Annotated in this window: 3 protein-coding genes, 3 tRNA genes, 4 rRNA genes and 6 pseudogenes; 10 read left to right on the top strand and 6 right to left on the bottom strand. The window is 49.1% G+C overall.

Annotation, left to right across the window (positions count from 1 at the left end; genetic code table 11):
- Nucleotides 1-507 precede the first annotated feature (507 nt).
- From ABDK09_21475 to rrf (ABDK09_21445), 7 genes are all read left to right on the top strand, one after another.
- Nucleotides 508-2,060 (top strand): 16S ribosomal RNA (locus tag ABDK09_21475).
- A 66-nt stretch (nt 2,061-2,126) separates the two neighbouring features.
- Nucleotides 2,127-2,203 (top strand) — tRNA-Ile (locus ABDK09_21470).
- Between the two features lie 42 nt (nt 2,204-2,245).
- A tRNA-Ala gene (locus ABDK09_21465) sits at nt 2,246-2,321 on the top strand.
- A gap of 301 nt (nt 2,322-2,622) precedes the next feature.
- Nucleotides 2,623-5,512: ribosomal RNA gene (locus ABDK09_21460) — 23S ribosomal RNA — on the top strand.
- Between the two features lie 125 nt (nt 5,513-5,637).
- Nucleotides 5,638-5,753: ribosomal RNA gene (rrf, locus tag ABDK09_21455) — 5S ribosomal RNA — on the top strand.
- Nucleotides 5,754-5,813: 60 nt separating this feature from the next.
- Nucleotides 5,814-5,889 (top strand) — tRNA-Thr (locus tag ABDK09_21450).
- A 34-nt stretch (nt 5,890-5,923) separates the two neighbouring features.
- Nucleotides 5,924-6,039, top strand: a 5S ribosomal RNA gene (gene rrf / locus ABDK09_21445).
- Together the 16S, 23S and 5S rRNA genes with 3 tRNA genes alongside form the textbook arrangement of a ribosomal RNA operon.
- Nucleotides 6,040-6,351: 312 nt before the next feature.
- Here rrf (ABDK09_21445) and ABDK09_21440 read toward each other — a convergent pair.
- From ABDK09_21440 to leuA, 6 genes and pseudogenes are all read right to left on the bottom strand, one after another.
- A pseudogene (locus ABDK09_21440) lies at nt 6,352-7,379 on the bottom strand (IS630 family transposase).
- Between the two features lie 333 nt (nt 7,380-7,712).
- Nucleotides 7,713-8,501: a DUF547 domain-containing protein gene (locus ABDK09_21435; GenBank protein ID XAW89298.1), complete on the bottom strand. Its 789-nt coding sequence runs from the start codon at nt 8,499-8,501 to the stop codon at nt 7,713-7,715.
- 150 nt (nt 8,502-8,651) lie between these two features.
- Nucleotides 8,652-9,255 (bottom strand): annotated as a pseudogene (gene leuD / locus ABDK09_21430) (3-isopropylmalate dehydratase small subunit).
- 18 nt (nt 9,256-9,273) lie between these two features.
- Nucleotides 9,274-10,681, bottom strand: a pseudogene (gene leuC / locus ABDK09_21425) (3-isopropylmalate dehydratase large subunit).
- A 74-nt stretch (nt 10,682-10,755) separates the two neighbouring features.
- Nucleotides 10,756-11,847, bottom strand: coding sequence for a 3-isopropylmalate dehydrogenase (leuB, locus tag ABDK09_21420; protein ID XAW89297.1), 1,092 nt, complete (start codon nt 11,845-11,847; stop codon nt 10,756-10,758).
- A gap of 60 nt (nt 11,848-11,907) precedes the next feature.
- A pseudogene (leuA, locus tag ABDK09_21415) lies at nt 11,908-13,459 on the bottom strand (2-isopropylmalate synthase).
- Between the two features lie 534 nt (nt 13,460-13,993).
- Between leuA and ABDK09_21410 the strand changes: the two are divergent.
- The 3 genes and pseudogenes from ABDK09_21410 to leuO all read left to right on the top strand — a co-directional run bounded on the left by ABDK09_21410 (nt 13,994) and on the right by leuO (nt 16,889).
- The gene (locus ABDK09_21410) at nt 13,994-14,527 is read left to right on the top strand and encodes a phosphatase PAP2 family protein (protein ID XAW89296.1); all 534 of its coding nucleotides are present in this window, start codon (nt 13,994-13,996) and stop codon (nt 14,525-14,527) included.
- Nucleotides 14,524-15,571 (top strand): annotated as a pseudogene (locus tag ABDK09_21405) (MJ1255/VC2487 family glycosyltransferase). Before ABDK09_21410 ends, ABDK09_21405 begins: the two are co-directional and overlap by 4 nt.
- A gap of 360 nt (nt 15,572-15,931) precedes the next feature.
- Nucleotides 15,932-16,889, top strand: a pseudogene (gene leuO / locus ABDK09_21400) (transcriptional regulator LeuO).
- Nucleotides 16,890-16,928 lie beyond the last annotated feature (39 nt).

The raw sequence follows: 16,928 nt of genomic DNA, 5'->3' as shown, positions 1-16,928 counted from the left end.
GCTTTTTGTGAGTAAATTGTGGGTGTGTTGAGAATAAAGTCTGCATAAAAAGGCGTTCGTTTGTTTAATAATCAAACAAACGTTTTTTTATAAAAAAAGTGATTTTTAGTATTGCCAAGTTGAAGCAACTCTCTATAATGCCGCCTCACTGACACGGCAGACGCCACAAGGCTTCAGGGCTAGTCAGCGAGGTGAAAAGCTTCTGAGAAATAAATTTGAAAAAGTGTTTGACTCTTCAAATTAACTCGCTAGAATGCACCTCCGCTTTGAGAGAAAAGCTTCTCGAAAAGCACGCTCTTTAACAATATAAACCTATCAATCTGTGTGGGCACTCGTTGATGATAATCAAAGATGATTCTAAAGAATCAACTTAGGTATCAATGAACTGAGTGACCAATCGATACTTCGGTATCGGCACAGTCAATTCATTATCATTCTGTTGGAATGATAATAGCTTTGAATTACTAAGGTAATTTGAAGTCAGTATTCATTGAGCCACAAAATCTTAAATTGAAGAGTTTGATCATGGCTCAGATTGAACGCTGGCGGCAGGCCTAACACATGCAAGTCGAGCGGCAGCGACTTAACTGAACCTTCGGGGAACGTTAAGGGCGGCGAGCGGCGGACGGGTGAGTAATGCCTGGGAAATTGCCCTGATGTGGGGGATAACCATTGGAAACGATGGCTAATACCGCATAATAGCTTCGGCTCAAAGAGGGGGACCTTCGGGCCTCTCGCGTCAGGATATGCCCAGGTGGGATTAGCTAGTTGGTGAGGTAAGGGCTCACCAAGGCGACGATCCCTAGCTGGTCTGAGAGGATGATCAGCCACACTGGAACTGAGACACGGTCCAGACTCCTACGGGAGGCAGCAGTGGGGAATATTGCACAATGGGCGCAAGCCTGATGCAGCCATGCCGCGTGTATGAAGAAGGCCTTCGGGTTGTAAAGTACTTTCAGCAGTGAGGAAGGCGGGTGTGTTAATAGCACATTCGTTTGACGTTAGCTGCAGAAGAAGCACCGGCTAACTCCGTGCCAGCAGCCGCGGTAATACGGAGGGTGCGAGCGTTAATCGGAATTACTGGGCGTAAAGCGCATGCAGGTGGTTTGTTAAGTCAGATGTGAAAGCCCGGGGCTCAACCTCGGAATTGCATTTGAAACTGGCAGGCTAGAGTACTGTAGAGGGGGGTAGAATTTCAGGTGTAGCGGTGAAATGCGTAGAGATCTGAAGGAATACCGGTGGCGAAGGCGGCCCCCTGGACAGATACTGACACTCAGATGCGAAAGCGTGGGGAGCAAACAGGATTAGATACCCTGGTAGTCCACGCCGTCAACGATGTCTACTTGGAGGTTGTGGCCTTGAGCCGTGGCTTTCGGAGCTAACGCGTTAAGTAGACCGCCTGGGGAGTACGGTCGCAAGATTAAAACTCAAATGAATTGACGGGGGCCCGCACAAGCGGTGGAGCATGTGGTTTAATTCGATGCAACGCGAAGAACCTTACCTACTCTTGACATCCTCAGAATTTAGCAGAGATGCTTTAGTGCCTTCGGGAACTGAGAGACAGGTGCTGCATGGCTGTCGTCAGCTCGTGTTGTGAAATGTTGGGTTAAGTCCCGCAACGAGCGCAACCCTTATCCTTGTTTGCCAGCGAGTAATGTCGGGAACTCCAGGGAGACTGCCGGTGATAAACCGGAGGAAGGTGGGGACGACGTCAAGTCATCATGGCCCTTACGAGTAGGGCTACACACGTGCTACAATGGCGCATACAGAGGGCGGCCAACTTGCGAAAGTGAGCGAATCCCAAAAAGTGCGTCGTAGTCCGGATTGGAGTCTGCAACTCGACTCCATGAAGTCGGAATCGCTAGTAATCGTGGATCAGAATGCCACGGTGAATACGTTCCCGGGCCTTGTACACACCGCCCGTCACACCATGGGAGTGGGCTGCAAAAGAAGCAGGTAGTTTAACCTTCGGGAGGACGCTTGCCACTTTGTGGTTCATGACTGGGGTGAAGTCGTAACAAGGTAGCGCTAGGGGAACCTGGCGCTGGATCACCTCCTTATACGAATGATTATTGCGATGAGTGTTCACACAGATTGATGGTTTATAACGTTTAAGAGACGATACTGGGTCTGTAGCTCAGGTGGTTAGAGCGTTCGCCTGATAAGCGAGAGGTCGGTGGTTCGAGTCCACTCAGACCCACCAATCTTCCTCCCAGGAGATTGGCACACAGTATCAACACCTGATGGGGCTATAGCTCAGCTGGGAGAGCGCCTGCCTTGCACGCAGGAGGTCAGCAGTTCGATCCTGCTTAGCTCCACCATCTTTAAGCGCATTTGCGATTTCTTTGTTATGAAGAAAAGTGTTCTTAAAAATGGTTTTCATTAGAAAATCTTGCTCTTTAACAATTTGGAAAGCTGACAAAATAATCTTTTAGATTATTTGTAAAGTTCTCAATGTATTCCTTAGCGGAATACACCAACAACACATTCAAGTGTGCTTGGTAGAAACTTGTTTTCAAGTTTCAAAATTGAGTCCGGCAAAATCAAGTCTGCATCATGTTTAAATAATTGCAGACAAACTTGGTGACTTGTTCATCAACTCGAAACTCCTTCGGGTTGTATGGTTAAGTGACTAAGCGTACACGGTGGATGCCTTGGCAGTCAGAGGCGATGAAGGACGTACTAACTTGCGATAAGCCCAGATGAGACAGTAAGAGTCATTTGAGTCTGGGATTTCCGAATGGGGAAACCCACGTGCATAAGCACGTATCATTAACTGAATACATAGGTTAATGAAGCGAACCGGGGGAACTGAAACATCTAAGTACCCCGAGGAAAAGAAATCAATTGAGATTCCGAAAGTAGCGGCGAGCGAAATTGGATTAGCCCTTAAGCTTTATATGCGTCAGGTGAAGGTTCTGGAAAGGACCGCGAAACAGGGTGATAGCCCCGTAACCGGCAGCGCATGTTCAGTGAAATCGAGTAGGGCGGGACACGTGTTATCCTGTCTGAACATGGGGGGACCATCCTCCAAGGCTAAATACTCCTGACTGACCGATAGTGAACCAGTACCGTGAGGGAAAGGCGAAAAGAACCCCTGTGAGGGGAGTGAAATAGAACCTGAAACCGTGTACGTACAAGCAGTAGGAGCACCTTCGTGGTGTGACTGCGTACCTTTTGTATAATGGGTCAGCGACTTATATTCAGTGGCAAGGTTAACCAATTAGGGGAGCCGTAGGGAAACCGAGTCTTAACTGGGCGTTCAGTCTCTGGATATAGACCCGAAACCGGGTGATCTAGCCATGGGCAGGTTGAAGATTGAGTAACATCAATTGGAGGACCGAACCGACTAATGTTGAAAAATTAGCGGATGACTTGTGGCTAGGGGTGAAAGGCCAATCAAACTCGGAGATAGCTGGTTCTCCCCGAAAGCTATTTAGGTAGCGCCTCGGACGAATACTACTGGGGGTAGAGCACTGTTAAGGCTAGGGGGTCATCCCGACTTACCAACCCTTTGCAAACTCCGAATACCAGTAAGTACTATCCGGGAGACACACGGCGGGTGCTAACGTCCGTCGTGGAGAGGGAAACAACCCAGACCGCCAGCTAAGGTCCCAAATTACAGCTAAGTGGGAAACGATGTGGGAAGGCTCAGACAGCTAGGATGTTGGCTTAGAAGCAGCCATCATTTAAAGAAAGCGTAATAGCTCACTAGTCGAGTCGGCCTGCGCGGAAGATGTAACGGGGCTAAGCTGTAAACCGAAGCTGCGGCAATGCGATTTATCGTATTGGGTAGGGGAGCGTTCTGTAAGCCGTTGAAGGTGAACTGTAAGGTTTGCTGGAGGTATCAGAAGTGCGAATGCTGACATGAGTAACGATAAAGGGGGTGAAAAACCTCCTCGCCGGAAGACCAAGGGTTCCTGTCCAACGTTAATCGGGGCAGGGTAAGTCGACCCCTAAGGCGAGGCCGAAAGGCGTAGTCGATGGGAAACGGGTTAATATTCCCGTACTTCTTACAATTGCGATGGGGGGACGGAGAAGGCTAGGTGGGCCTGGCGACGGTTGTCCAGGTTCAAGTGCGTAGGCTTGAGGGTTAGGTAAATCCGGCTCTCTTTAAGGCTGAGACACGATGTCGAGTCACTACGGTGATGAAGTCATTGATGCCATGCTTCCAGGAAAAGCCTCTAAGCTTCAGATTGTAAGGAATCGTACCCCAAACCGACACAGGTGGTCGGGTAGAGAATACCAAGGCGCTTGAGAGAACTCGGGTGAAGGAACTAGGCAAAATGGTACCGTAACTTCGGGAGAAGGTACGCTCTTGACGGTGAAGTCCCTCGCGGATGGAGCTATTGAGAGTCGCAGATACCAGGTGGCTGCAACTGTTTATTAAAAACACAGCACTGTGCAAAATCGTAAGATGACGTATACGGTGTGACGCCTGCCCGGTGCCGGAAGGTTAATTGATGGGGTTAGACTTCGGTCGAAGCTCTTGATCGAAGCCCCGGTAAACGGCGGCCGTAACTATAACGGTCCTAAGGTAGCGAAATTCCTTGTCGGGTAAGTTCCGACCTGCACGAATGGCGTAATGATGGCCACGCTGTCTCCACCCGAGACTCAGTGAAATTGAAATCGCTGTGAAGATGCAGTGTACCCGCGGCTAGACGGAAAGACCCCGTGAACCTTTACTACAGCTTGGCACTGAACATTGAACCTACATGTGTAGGATAGGTGGGAGGCTTTGAAGACGTGACGCCAGTTGCGTTGGAGCCGTCCTTGAAATACCACCCTTGTATGTTTGATGTTCTAACTCTGGACCGTTATCCGGTTCGAGGACAGTGCCTGGTGGGTAGTTTGACTGGGGCGGTCTCCTCCCAAAGAGTAACGGAGGAGCACGAAGGTGGGCTAATCACGGTTGGACATCGTGAGGTTAGTGCAATGGCATAAGCCCGCTTGACTGCGAGAATGACAATTCGAGCAGGTGCGAAAGCAGGTCATAGTGATCCGGTGGTTCTGAATGGAAGGGCCATCGCTCAACGGATAAAAGGTACTCCGGGGATAACAGGCTGATACCGCCCAAGAGTTCATATCGACGGCGGTGTTTGGCACCTCGATGTCGGCTCATCACATCCTGGGGCTGAAGTCGGTCCCAAGGGTATGGCTGTTCGCCATTTAAAGTGGTACGCGAGCTGGGTTTAGAACGTCGTGAGACAGTTCGGTCCCTATCTGCCGTGGGCGTTGGAAGATTGAAGGGGGCTGCTCCTAGTACGAGAGGACCGGAGTGGACGAACCTCTGGTGTTCGGGTTGTGTCGCCAGACGCATTGCCCGGTAGCTAAGTTCGGAATCGATAACCGCTGAAAGCATCTAAGCGGGAAGCGAGCCCTGAGATGAGTCTTCCCTGACACTTTAAGTGTCCTAAAGGGTTGTTCGAGACTAGAACGTTGATAGGCAGGGTGTGTAAGCGTTGTGAGGCGTTGAGCTAACCTGTACTAATTGCCCGTGAGGCTTAACCATACAACACCCAAGGGGTTTTGATTGGACTCAATGCAAGTACATTGAATGTGTGTGAGAACATAAACAGCTTTCCAGATTTTTTGTCTTCACTTTTTTAGAAAAAGTGAAAATAAAAACAGAATTTGCTTGGCGACCATAGCGTTTTGGACCCACCTGATCCCATTCCGAACTCAGAAGTGAAACGAAACAGCGTCGATGGTAGTGTGGGGCTTCCCCATGTGAGAGTAGAACATCGCCAGGCTTTAAATTTCAGAGACTTGTTTTTAACAGGTTTCCCGTCCTCAGTGACAAGATTTAGTGTGCTGATATGGCTCAGTCGGTAGAGCGCATCCTTGGTAAGGATGAGGTCCCCAGTTCGATTCTGGGTATCAGCACCATTTATTCGACACGCATAAGCTGTCAAAAAATTTGTTTGGCGACCATAGCACTTTGGACCCACCTGATTCCATTCCGAACTCAGAAGTGAAACGAAGTAGCGCCGATGGTAGTGTGGGGTTTCCCCATGTGAGAGTAGGACATCGCCAGGCTTGATTTCAAAACCCTGACCATAAGGTCGGGGTTTTCTCGTTTTAGGCCAGTAGAATTTGGAAAAGGGAGTGTGTGCTTGCGAGTCGTCGCACCGCCCCTGTGAGAGTAGGACATCGCCAGGCTTGATTTCAAAACCCTGACCATAAGGTCGGGGTTTTCTCGTTTCAGGCCGGTAGAATTTGGAAAAGGGAGTGTGTGCTTGCGAGTCGTCGCACCGCCCCTGTGAGAGTAGGACATCGCCAGGCTTGATTTCAAAACCCTGACCATAAGGTCGGGGTTTTCTCGTTTTAAGGTTATACCAATCACACTAATTAACTGGTCAATATAGTCCAATCTCTAAAGCAGAGCGAAATGACTCTGCTTTTGTCTGCACAAAAACGATTCCAAGCACTACACAGCTTGTCGACAATATCGTCGTAACATTCAAAACACCTATTGGCTATTTCGTTCTGACGCAACCAACTCCATACCTGCTCTATTGGGTTGAGTTCCGGTGAATAGGGCGGTATATGAATGACAGTCAGGTTTCTTGAATGAATCAGCAAGATAACTTTGATGCCAACTGGCTTGATCCATGATGACGACAGCATGTTTGTCTGCGGGTGTGGATTGAGAAATGAGCCTGAGTTGCTCTTTCATTGCTTCCATGTTGCTCATCGGAACAACAATAGCTTCAGTTTCTCCGGTATTAACGCACACCGCTCCAAATAGGTACGCATACTCAAATTGCTGTTGTTGTACCGCTCTGGGACGAGTCCCTTTTTCTGCCCATATTCGGGTTGTTGTGTTGCGCTGGCCAAATCTGGCTTCATCTTGAAACCAGATTTGAACATCTTTTAAAGCAACATGTCCTGGGATCTTAAGGATCGTTTCTATTGGGAATTTTTTTAAAAGCTTCTTGTGCTTCTACAGATTGCTTTGGGTGCTTTGAACGCGTTGTTATCCAAACTAAATCAAGCTTTCTCAATATCTTATAGATGCCTGATAAGCTGTACGATAGGCCAAATTCTTCATGGATGAATTCAATAATATCTGTCCCCTGTAGTCTGCCACCTTCAGGCTTAATCGCATTGGAAGTGATGTACAGCTTTAACTGAGATAGCTGGTCTTCAGTCAGTCGTGGAGGACGGCCTGTATGCTGCTTTTCTACCAAGCCTTCAACACCATTCTTTAAATAAGCCGCGACCCAGTTATTGATACTGGTACGGCTGGCTTTTAAATATTTGGCGATCTGAGTGCGGCTTTTTCCATCCACGAAATGAGATATAGCAAGAAGTCTCGTACGCATCCTAGCATCGGATGTTTCACGAATAAGTTTTGGGAAGTCAGGGGTCGTCATATCAGCTCCTATTGAAGCTGATATTAGATCATAAAATTAGTGCGATTGGTATTATAGGAACCTAGGTTTCTAGTTCCTAGAGTGATAACTTGTCCCTTCCTTCTCCCTGTTTTTATCAATAAATGTTCTCACATGGGTGTTGCTTACCATGTCCCTATGCGACATATTTTCTAGACCCTAGACCCTAGACCCTAGACCCTAGACCCTAGACCCTAGACCCTAGACCCTAGACCCTAGACCCTAGACCCTAGACCCTAGACCCTAGACCCTAGACCCTAGACCCTAGACCCTAGACCCTAGACCCTAGACCCTAGACCCTAGACCCTAGACCCTCTATATTCCTGCTCCCGCCTCATTTAATGCCCAGTTGTACTGATAGCGGATGTTGCCCTGAAAACCGGACAGGTCTGCACGATAGGTTGCCAGGTGCCGGATAAGTTGCTGACGGGAGCCAAAATCGGCCTGATACCAGTCATAAATACTGGAGAGAACCAGCTTTTCGTCTTTCATGTGTGCGCCTTTTTCACTGTTGATAAACTCTTGTGCGGCACTATCGAGTAACTGTTCGAGATTATCAGCGGTAAAGGCTTGAGGCTGCAGGTTAGGACAGCCCAGGCTGGCACAGTTGAGTGCATAGTGAGTTCTGGGGTCGAGCCAAATCGGGCGCAGTATACGATGCTCAATGTCATTCAGGGTTAGCCTTTGACCGGCAATGGTAAGTACTTTGTCATCCCAGGGCCCAAAGCTGAACAGGCCGCCTAATTGGGTAATGGAGTCCAGTGGATAGTGTTGCAGGATGAGTTGTACGGTTTGTGCGTTGTAGAGATTTATCCAGTAGGCATATTGTTCTGGGCGGTTAAGCTTTCTTGGGTCGACAGCAGCCAGAGAGGAAAGGTAACGACTGAGTTTGTGCTGATCTGTCTGACTGACGGCGGCGTAGTCAAACAAGGTATATTCACCATTGTGGGAGAGATAGCGATCAAGCAGTTGTTGCCAGGTGTCATGCGCTACTTTTTGCTGGTTTTCTTGGTTACTGGTCGCCCAGAAAAGCCACAAATCCGCTTTTGGCGCAGCGAATACGCTGACAGGTAAGCAGAATAATAAACTCAGTATATATTTCATCGGCTTAACTTTCCTTACTGTTGCTGAGCTGAGGTCATTCAGACCGGATAAGGTGACAGTTACTTACAGAAGTAAATACTAGCCGCTAATACGTCAGGTACAAAAAAGGGCTGCAGTATGCAGCCCTGGTAAATAATCTCAATCGCGCCGTTATTTCAGAAACGCCGGGATTTTCGCTTCGTATTCGGCGATCTTCGCTTCATGCTGAAGAGTCAGGCCGATGTTGTCTAAACCGTTGAGCAGGCAGTGACGACGGAACTCATCGATTTCGAATGAGTAGCTTTTGCCATTCGCAGAAACTGTCATGCTTTCCAGATCAACCGTGATTTGTGCACCTTCGTTAGCTTCAACGTAAGTGAACAGTTCATCGACTTCCTGCTCGGTCAGGCGTACCGGAACCATCTGGTTGTTGATTGAGTTACCGTAGAAAATGTCCGCAAAGCTTGGTGCGATCATCACACGGATACCGTAATCCGCCAGTGCCCATGGGGCGTGCTCACGAGATGAGCCACAGCCGAAGTTTCTCGCGCGCCAGCAGAATACTTGCTCCCTGATAGCGGGCCTTGTTCATCACAAATTCCGGGTTGGCTTCAAGACCGGCATCATCCAGGAAGCGCCAGTCGTGGAACAGGTGCTTACCAAAACCGATGCGGTTTACTTTCTGCAGAAACTGTTTCGGGATGATGGCATCTGTATCGACGTTTGCTGCGTCCAGAGGAACCACTAAGCCTGTATGTTGTTGAAAACCTGCCATTGTTTATGTCCTCTGTCCTTAGTTAATTTCGCGGATATCGACGAAGTGGCCAGCGATCGCTGCTGCTGCTGCCATTGCCGGGCTGACCAGATGGGTACGACCATCACGGCCCTGACGGCCTTCAAAGTTACGGTTGGAGGTTGATGCACAACGCTCCCCAGGACCTAAGCGGTCATTGTTCATCGCCAGACACATTGAGCAACCTGGCAGGCGCCATTCAAAACCTGCTTCGATAAAGATCTTATCCAGACCTTCTTGTTCGGCCTGAGCTTTCACCTGTTCAGAGCCAGGGACGATCAGGGCCTGTACGTGAGAAGCAACCTTTTTGCCTTTGGCAACTGCGGCTGCTGCACGCATATCTTCAATACGTGAGTTAGTACAAGAACCGACGAAGACTTTATCAACCGGGTAGTCAGACAGCATTTTGCCTGCTTCCAGGCCCATGTAAGCCAGTGCTTTTTCTGCTGAAGCACGCTCCACCGGATCGGCAAATGAAGCCGGAGCCGGAATCGGTTGATCGACTGCGATCACCTGACCCGGGTTTGTTCCCCAGGTCACCTGAGGTTTGATGTCAGCACCGTTCAGAGTCACGACAGCATCGAACTGCGCATCTTCGTCTGTTTTAAAGGTTTTCCAGTACTCGACGGCGGCATCCCAGTCAGCACCGCTTGGTGCAAACTTACGACCTTTGATGTAGTTGAATGTGGTCTCATCTGGTGCGATCAAGCCGGCTTTTGCACCTAACTCAATGGCCATGTTACACACGGTCATACGGCCTTCCATCGATAGATCACGGATAGCTTCGCCGCAGAATTCAACCACGTAGCCGGTACCGCCGGCAGCAGTGGTTTCACCAATGATAGCCAGCACGATATCTTTCGCGGTAATACCCGCTGCCACTTTGCCTTTCACTTCGATTTTCATGGTTTTGGCGCGTGCTTGTTTCAGCGTCTGAGTCGCCAGAACGTGTTCAACTTCCGACGTACCAATACCAAACGCCAATGAACCGAATGCGCCGTGAGTCGCGGTATGTGAGTCACCACATACAATCGTCATGCCCGGCAGGGTAATACCCAGCTCCGGCCCCATAACGTGCACGATACCCTGATATTTATGGTTGAGGTCATACAGGGTAACACCAAACTCTTCACAGTTTCTTGGACAGCGTTTCCATCTGAATGCGGGCCATCTCGCCAGACGCATTGATGTCTTTGGTGGTGGTCGATACGTTGTGATCCATGGTGGCGAAGGTCTTACCGACCTGACGCACTTGGCGGCCTTTTTCGCGCAGGCCGTCAAATGCCTGTGGTGAGGTGACTTCATGTACCAGGTGACGGTCGATATACAGAATCGGGTTTTCACCTTGCGCCGCAACGACAACGTGCGCATCGTAAACTTTTTCGTATAAGGTTTTTGCTTGGGACATTGCTACTTCCTTGAGCTCAAGAGAGCCAGAGTGGAGCCGGTTTAAACCGGCTCTTTTAGTTATGCTTGAGACGATTATGCGTTCAGAATATATCCGGCAATCACATCACCCATTTCGCTGGTCGACAGCGCTGGTTTGTCACCAGCCAGGTCTCCGGTCAGCTGGCCTGCAGACAGCGCCTTGCTGACGGCTGCTTCGATATCCTGAGCGGCATTTTCTTCACCCAGGCTGTAACGCAGCATCAGTGCCGCAGACAGGATCTGCGCGACCGGGTTGGCGATGTTCTTACCTGCGATATCCGGCGCACTGCCGCCCGCAGGCTCAAACAGGCCAAACTGGCTCTCGTTCATGCTGGCTGATGGCAGCATACCCATTGAACCGGTGATCATTGCACATTCGTCAGAAATGATGTCACCGAAGATGTTTGAGCACAGCATGACATCGAACTGAGACGGATCTTTGATCAGCTGCATGGTCGCGTTGTCGATGTACATGTGCGACAGTTCAACGTCCGGGTAGTCTTTGGCGATTTCAGTCACCACTTCGCGCCACAAAATTGAGCTTTGCAGTACGTTGGCTTTATCAATTGAGCAGACTTTTTTACGACGCAGGCGCGCGGACTCAAACGCAATCTTGGCAATACGTTCAATCTCGTAACGGTGGTAGACCTCGGTATCAAACGCTTTTTCATTTGCGCCTTCACCTTCACGGCCTTTTGGCTGACCAAAATAGATACCGCCGGTCAGCTCGCGTACCACCACAATATCAAAACCACGCTCAGAAATATCAGCACGTAAAGGAGAAAAGGCTTCCAGACCTTTATGGATCTGCGCAGGGCGCAGGTTACAGAACAACTGGAAATGCTTACGCAGTGGCAGCAGGGCACCACGTTCCGGCTGATCGTTTGGTGGCAGGTGTTCCCACTTGGGACCACCGACTGAACCGAACAGCACAGCATCCGACTCTTCACAAGCCTGCAGAGTGCTCTCTGGCAGCGGACAACCGTGATTGTCGATTGCGATACCGCCAATGTCATGTTCTTCACGCACGAAAGTTAACTGGTGTTTCTTTTCTACTGCATCCAGCACCTTATGTGCCTGTTGCATTACTTCTGGGCCGATGCCGTCACCTGGAAGTACGGCAATCTTGTAAGTTTTGTCTGTCATGCGAGTCCTTTACGTATCTGATATTTTTCGTTCAAAGTTGTGTTTGCGATAGTGACGGTGTTAAACCGTCGCTATTTTCTTTTTCTGTTTAATTTCGGCAATCTGGTCGGCACGGTGAATGCTGTTAATCACGTGCAGCAGTGCCTGGCCGGATGCCTCTACGATATCGGTCGAGATGCCGGTACCGTGATATTTACGGCCTTTGTAGTTAGCAATGATATCTGCCTGGCCTAAGCCGTCTTCGCCTTCGCCTTTCGCGGTCAGGTCAAACTTGTCCAGTACGATATCGTAACCGGTGATGCGGTAGATACACTGGTATAGTGCATCTACCGGGCCGTTGCCGACTGCCGCTTCGCATTTCTCTTCGTCACCGCATTGCAGTTTGATGGATGTTGTCGCCATCACACTGCCGGATTGGACGCTCAGGTAGTTCAGCTTGTAGAAGTCATCTTCTTCGCGCAGATTAGAGAAGTGCATCAGCGCTTCCAGATCGTAGTCAAACACCTGGCCTTTACGGTCAGCCAGTTTCAGGAAGTCGGCGTACAAGGCATCCAGATTGTACTCAGCCTCGTTGTAACCCATGCTATCCATGTGGCTCTTCACTGCAGCACGGCCGCTGCGGCTGGTCAGGTTCAGAGCCTGGTTTTTCAGGCCAATTGACTCCGGTGTCATGATTTCGTAGGTATTCTTATTCTTCAGCATGCCGTCCTGGTGGATACCGGAAGAGTGGCTGAAGGCATTGGCACCAACGATTGCTTTGTTACTTTGAATCGGCATGTTACACAACTGGCTGACCAGTTTACTGGTACGGCTGATTTCTTCATGCTTGAAGCCGGTTTTTACGCCCATCAGTTTCGCCACGCGTTTTGATGATCATGGCCACTTCTTCCAGAGCGGTATTACCGGCGCGTTCACCGATACCGTTGATAGTCCCTTCTACCTGACGTGCACCTGCTTGAACTGCTGCAATTGAGTTGGCAACCGATAAGCCTAAGTCATCGTGACAGTGCACAGAGATAACGGCTTTATCGATGTTTGGTACGCGGTTAAACAACTGCTCAATAATACCACCGAATTCGCTAGGCAGGGTGTAACCCACGGTATCCGGAATGTTAATTGTGGTCGCGCCCGCATTAATCGCCGCTTCAACCATACGGCACAGATTATCGATAGGAGTACGGCCTGCATCTTCACATGAGAACTCGACATCATCGGTGTAGTTACGCGCATGTTTAACGGCATTTACTGCCATTTCTACCACATCATCATAAGTGCGGCGTAATTTGTCTTGAACGTGAATGGTGGAAGTAGCCAGGAAGGTGTGGATTCGGAAAGCTTCAGCGACTTTCAGTGCTTCTGCTGCGACATCGATATCTTTTGCAACGGCGCGGGAAAGGGCACAAATACGACTGTTTTTGATGTTTTTAGCGATGGTTTGCACCGATTCAAAATCACCAGGTGATGAAACCGGAAAGCCCGCTTCGATCACGTCAACACCCAGGCGTTCCAGTGCGAATGCGATTTGCAGCTTCTCCTTTACAGTTAGGCTGGCAGATAATGCTTGTTCACCATCGCGCAACGTTGTGTCGAATATAATCACCTGATCGTTCATGTTTGCTTCCTCTTTCCGAGAGTTAATCGTTTACTTCCTGAATTTAATTATAAAAAAACCCGCATTGGATGCGGGTTTTTGTAAATCTGTTGTGGTGTTTTTCTGCCACAGACTACCCGCGCGATGGAATCACGATAAGGAGCAGGCTGAGGAGTAGAGAAAAGCGCATTGTCATGACAAGCTGACCACCAAAATTAAGATAACAGATTAGTACCGCACTCACTTGAGCACGTCAACCATAAGTTGATTTTTTATTCGTGGTCTGGAGTTTTAAATTGTAATCAAACCTATGGGTAGCATTATATGCTGCTGCTTGTGCTGCGACCCCACTCTAAATACAGTGTCACCGAAGTTTTCTCTCTTTGTCTTTTGTTGTGTTTTATAGCAACAGGGTGCTTATTTGACGTTAAGCGCGTGCATTATCTTCTGCTCGCTGACTTTGTCATTCATTTACAAACAAAGCATCACCGATTTGTCATCTGCTGCTCTTATCTTTGGCCTAGATAGGGTATCTCAACAGGGAGAAGAGTGCTTATGCGTACCATCGAACCTATCGCTAAGCTTGACTTGGCCTTTTCACTACTGTGTTTACAACACAAATTCAATCAGCCGATAGCCCGGGTGAGCAGGGCCGTATCCCATACTGGTGACGGCCACTTGTACGTTTTGTTCGGGTTATTGGCGTGGGCGTTGGATGGGCACAACGGACATCTTTTTTTGTATGCCGGTCTGCTGGCGTTCGCGTTTGAGTTACCGGTGTACTGGGGGTTAAAAAACAGTTTTCAACGCCGTCGACCGGCAGAGTTGTCGCCTCATCTGACCGCTTTTATTACTCCGTCTGATCGCTACAGCCTGCCATCCGGCCACACCGCAGCAGCCTTTGTCATGGCTACCCTGATTGGGCATTTCTATCCTGAGATTTATGCACTGGCCCTGTTATGGGCGGCATTGATTGGCAGTGCCCGTATTTTGCTCGGGGTGCATTTTTTAAGTGATGTACTGATTGGTGCCTGTCTGGGCATCGGCAGTGCGACTCTGTCGCTGTTATTGCTGGAGAGCTTCCTGTGAAGATCCTTTACGGTGTGCAAGGCACGGGCAACGGGCACATAACCCGTGCGCGAGCCATGTGTGACGCATTTGCCCTGCGCGGTGCGCAAATTGACTTTCTGTTTTCCGGCCGGGCGCAGGGACAATATTTCTCGATGGAGTGTTTTGGGGATTATCAGACCCGGCGTGGAATGACGTTTGCCACCGATAAGGGGCGGGTGAATTATTGCAAAACCGCACTCAATAATAGTCCGCTGCAACTGCTGCGCGAAATTAAGCAGTTGGATCTCTCTGCTTATGATCTGGTGCTGAACGACTTTGAGCCGGTGTCCGCCTGGGCGGCAAAGCAGCAAAAGGTTCCTTGCATCGGTATCAGCCATCAGAAACGCTTTTCGTTACTCGGTGCCTCTGAAAGGTGCGAGCTGGCTCGATAAAGTGATCATGCGCCGTTTCGCTCCGGCCGATCACCACCTCGGCCTGCACTGGTATCATTTTGAACAGCCGATTCTGCCGCCTATTGTGCACACTTCACTGCAACCGAGCAGCTGTCAGGATTACATCCTGGTCTATCTGCCGTTTGAAAATGTTGAACATGTATGTGAGCTGCTGTTCCGTTTTGCCAATCATCAGTTTGTGTTTTATCACCCCAATATTGTGGAAGATGAAGTGATCGAGAACGTTGAGTTGCGTTCGCTTTGTCACAGTCGCTTTCAACAACATTTACATCATTGTGCCGGTGTGATGGCCAATGGTGGTTTTGAGCTGCCGTCAGAGGCGATGTCGCTGGGTAAGAAACTTTTGCTCAAGCCGCTGAATGGTCAGTTTGAACAGCAAAGTAATGTCGCGACATTAGATATTCTCGGGTTGGCTTCAGTGATGGATTTTCTCGATCCTTCCGCAGTGAGCCGCTGGCTGGATGAGAAACAGGCTGAGAAAGTGGTTTACCCTAATGTGGCGAATGCAATCGTTGATTGGGTACTGAAAGGCCACTGGAATGATCACTCTGAGCTATGCAACAGTTTATGGCAACAGGTCGATTTTCCGAGCTATGTCTCAATAAATTAATTGCTCTCATGATTGGATTTGATGCTTGTATTAACCCGACGAATGACGGTTAACGATAAAACTTTTATTCATTAATCCAGTCAATGAGTGTGGTTATGTCATTGATATCGATTTTTATATTTTTTTATAAAAAGCCAATGCATTGAATTGTATTGGCTTTTTTTGTCTTCGGGTAAAAAATACTGACTTTTTATCAATCGTATTGCCAATCGATTAGGGAATGTTGATATTAGATTTCCCGATGGATGTATCCGGTGGATAAATACCACCAATAATGGCTATTCACTTGCCCCTCCGGACATCAATAAGTCGTCGAATTTTTCGCGACTGTGAGCAGACAACTACGAAGAGGCGTACCAAATGCTAGATAGAAAAGATACGATGAGCGCCATAGCCAGCTATCGAATGGAAAGTACATTACGTGGTGTAGACCTCAATTTGCTGACGGTGTTTGATGCTGTCATGCAAGAGCAGAACATTACCCGAGCCGCACACAATCTGGGCATGTCTCAACCGGCGGTGAGTAACGCCGTTGCCCGTCTGAAAGTGATGTTTAATGATGAGCTGTTTATGCGCCAGGGGCGTGGTATCCAGCCAACCCAGCGTGCGCGTCAGTTGTTTGCTCCTATCCGTCAGGCTCTGCAATTAATTCGCAATGAACTGCCAAGCGCGGTGTTTGCCCCTGAGTCTTCCACCCGCCTGTTTAAACTGGCGATTTGCAGTCCGTGTGATATTCGCTTCGCACCGCAAATCATGACCGGAATTCACCAGCAGGCTCCGAACGTTCAACTGCACTTAGATGCGGAATTTGATCGTCAACTGGCTGAGCGTATGCGTTATCAGGAGATCGATTTCGTCATCGATTACGCTCACTTTGATGAGCAGGGTTTCTCCAGTACAGAAATCTTCCAGGATGAGCTGGTGGTGGTCACTTCAAAAAATCACCCGCGTATCCAGGGTTCGGTCAGTCGTGAAGAGCTGGCGCGCGAGCAGCACGCTAAGCTGTCCAAAGTCCATGGCCAGCGCAGTTTTTCTGAGCAGGCTTATCGTGAACTGGATTGTCAGCCAAGCTATGAAGGTACCGGTCTGAGCAACGTACTGTATGTGGTTGGCCAGTCTGAGCTGGTGACCATTGCTCCACGCTGGATGGTGGAAAATGCCGCCAACAAGCAAGAGCTGCAAATGCTGGAGTTTCCCGTTTGATCACGGCCGTATCAGTGGTTATCTGAGCTGGCATGAATCGAGTGAAAAAGACAAAGGACACATTTGGTTACGAGATCAGTTAATGATGATTTGTGGTGACGTCGTCGCCGGATAATCAGCCTCTCAGGCCAGAAGTAACCTCAGATTGGAGTGA

This window comes from Vibrio sp. CDRSL-10 TSBA (assembly GCA_039696685.1).
Taxonomy (GTDB): domain Bacteria; phylum Pseudomonadota; class Gammaproteobacteria; order Enterobacterales; family Vibrionaceae; genus Vibrio.
The sequence above is the reverse complement of the archived record's forward strand: the minus strand, read 5'-3'. Positions and strand labels throughout refer to the sequence as shown.

What these genes read in the sequence shown, in the direction of transcription:
- ABDK09_21435 (XAW89298.1), bottom strand. Translation starts at nt 8,501, where the DNA reads ATGAAATATATACTGAGTTTATTATTCTGCTTACCTGTCAGCGTATTC.
- leuB (XAW89297.1), bottom strand. Translation starts at nt 11,847, where the DNA reads ATGACAGACAAAACTTACAAGATTGCCGTACTTCCAGGTGACGGCATC.
- ABDK09_21410 (XAW89296.1), top strand. Translation starts at nt 13,994, where the DNA reads ATGCGTACCATCGAACCTATCGCTAAGCTTGACTTGGCCTTTTCACTA.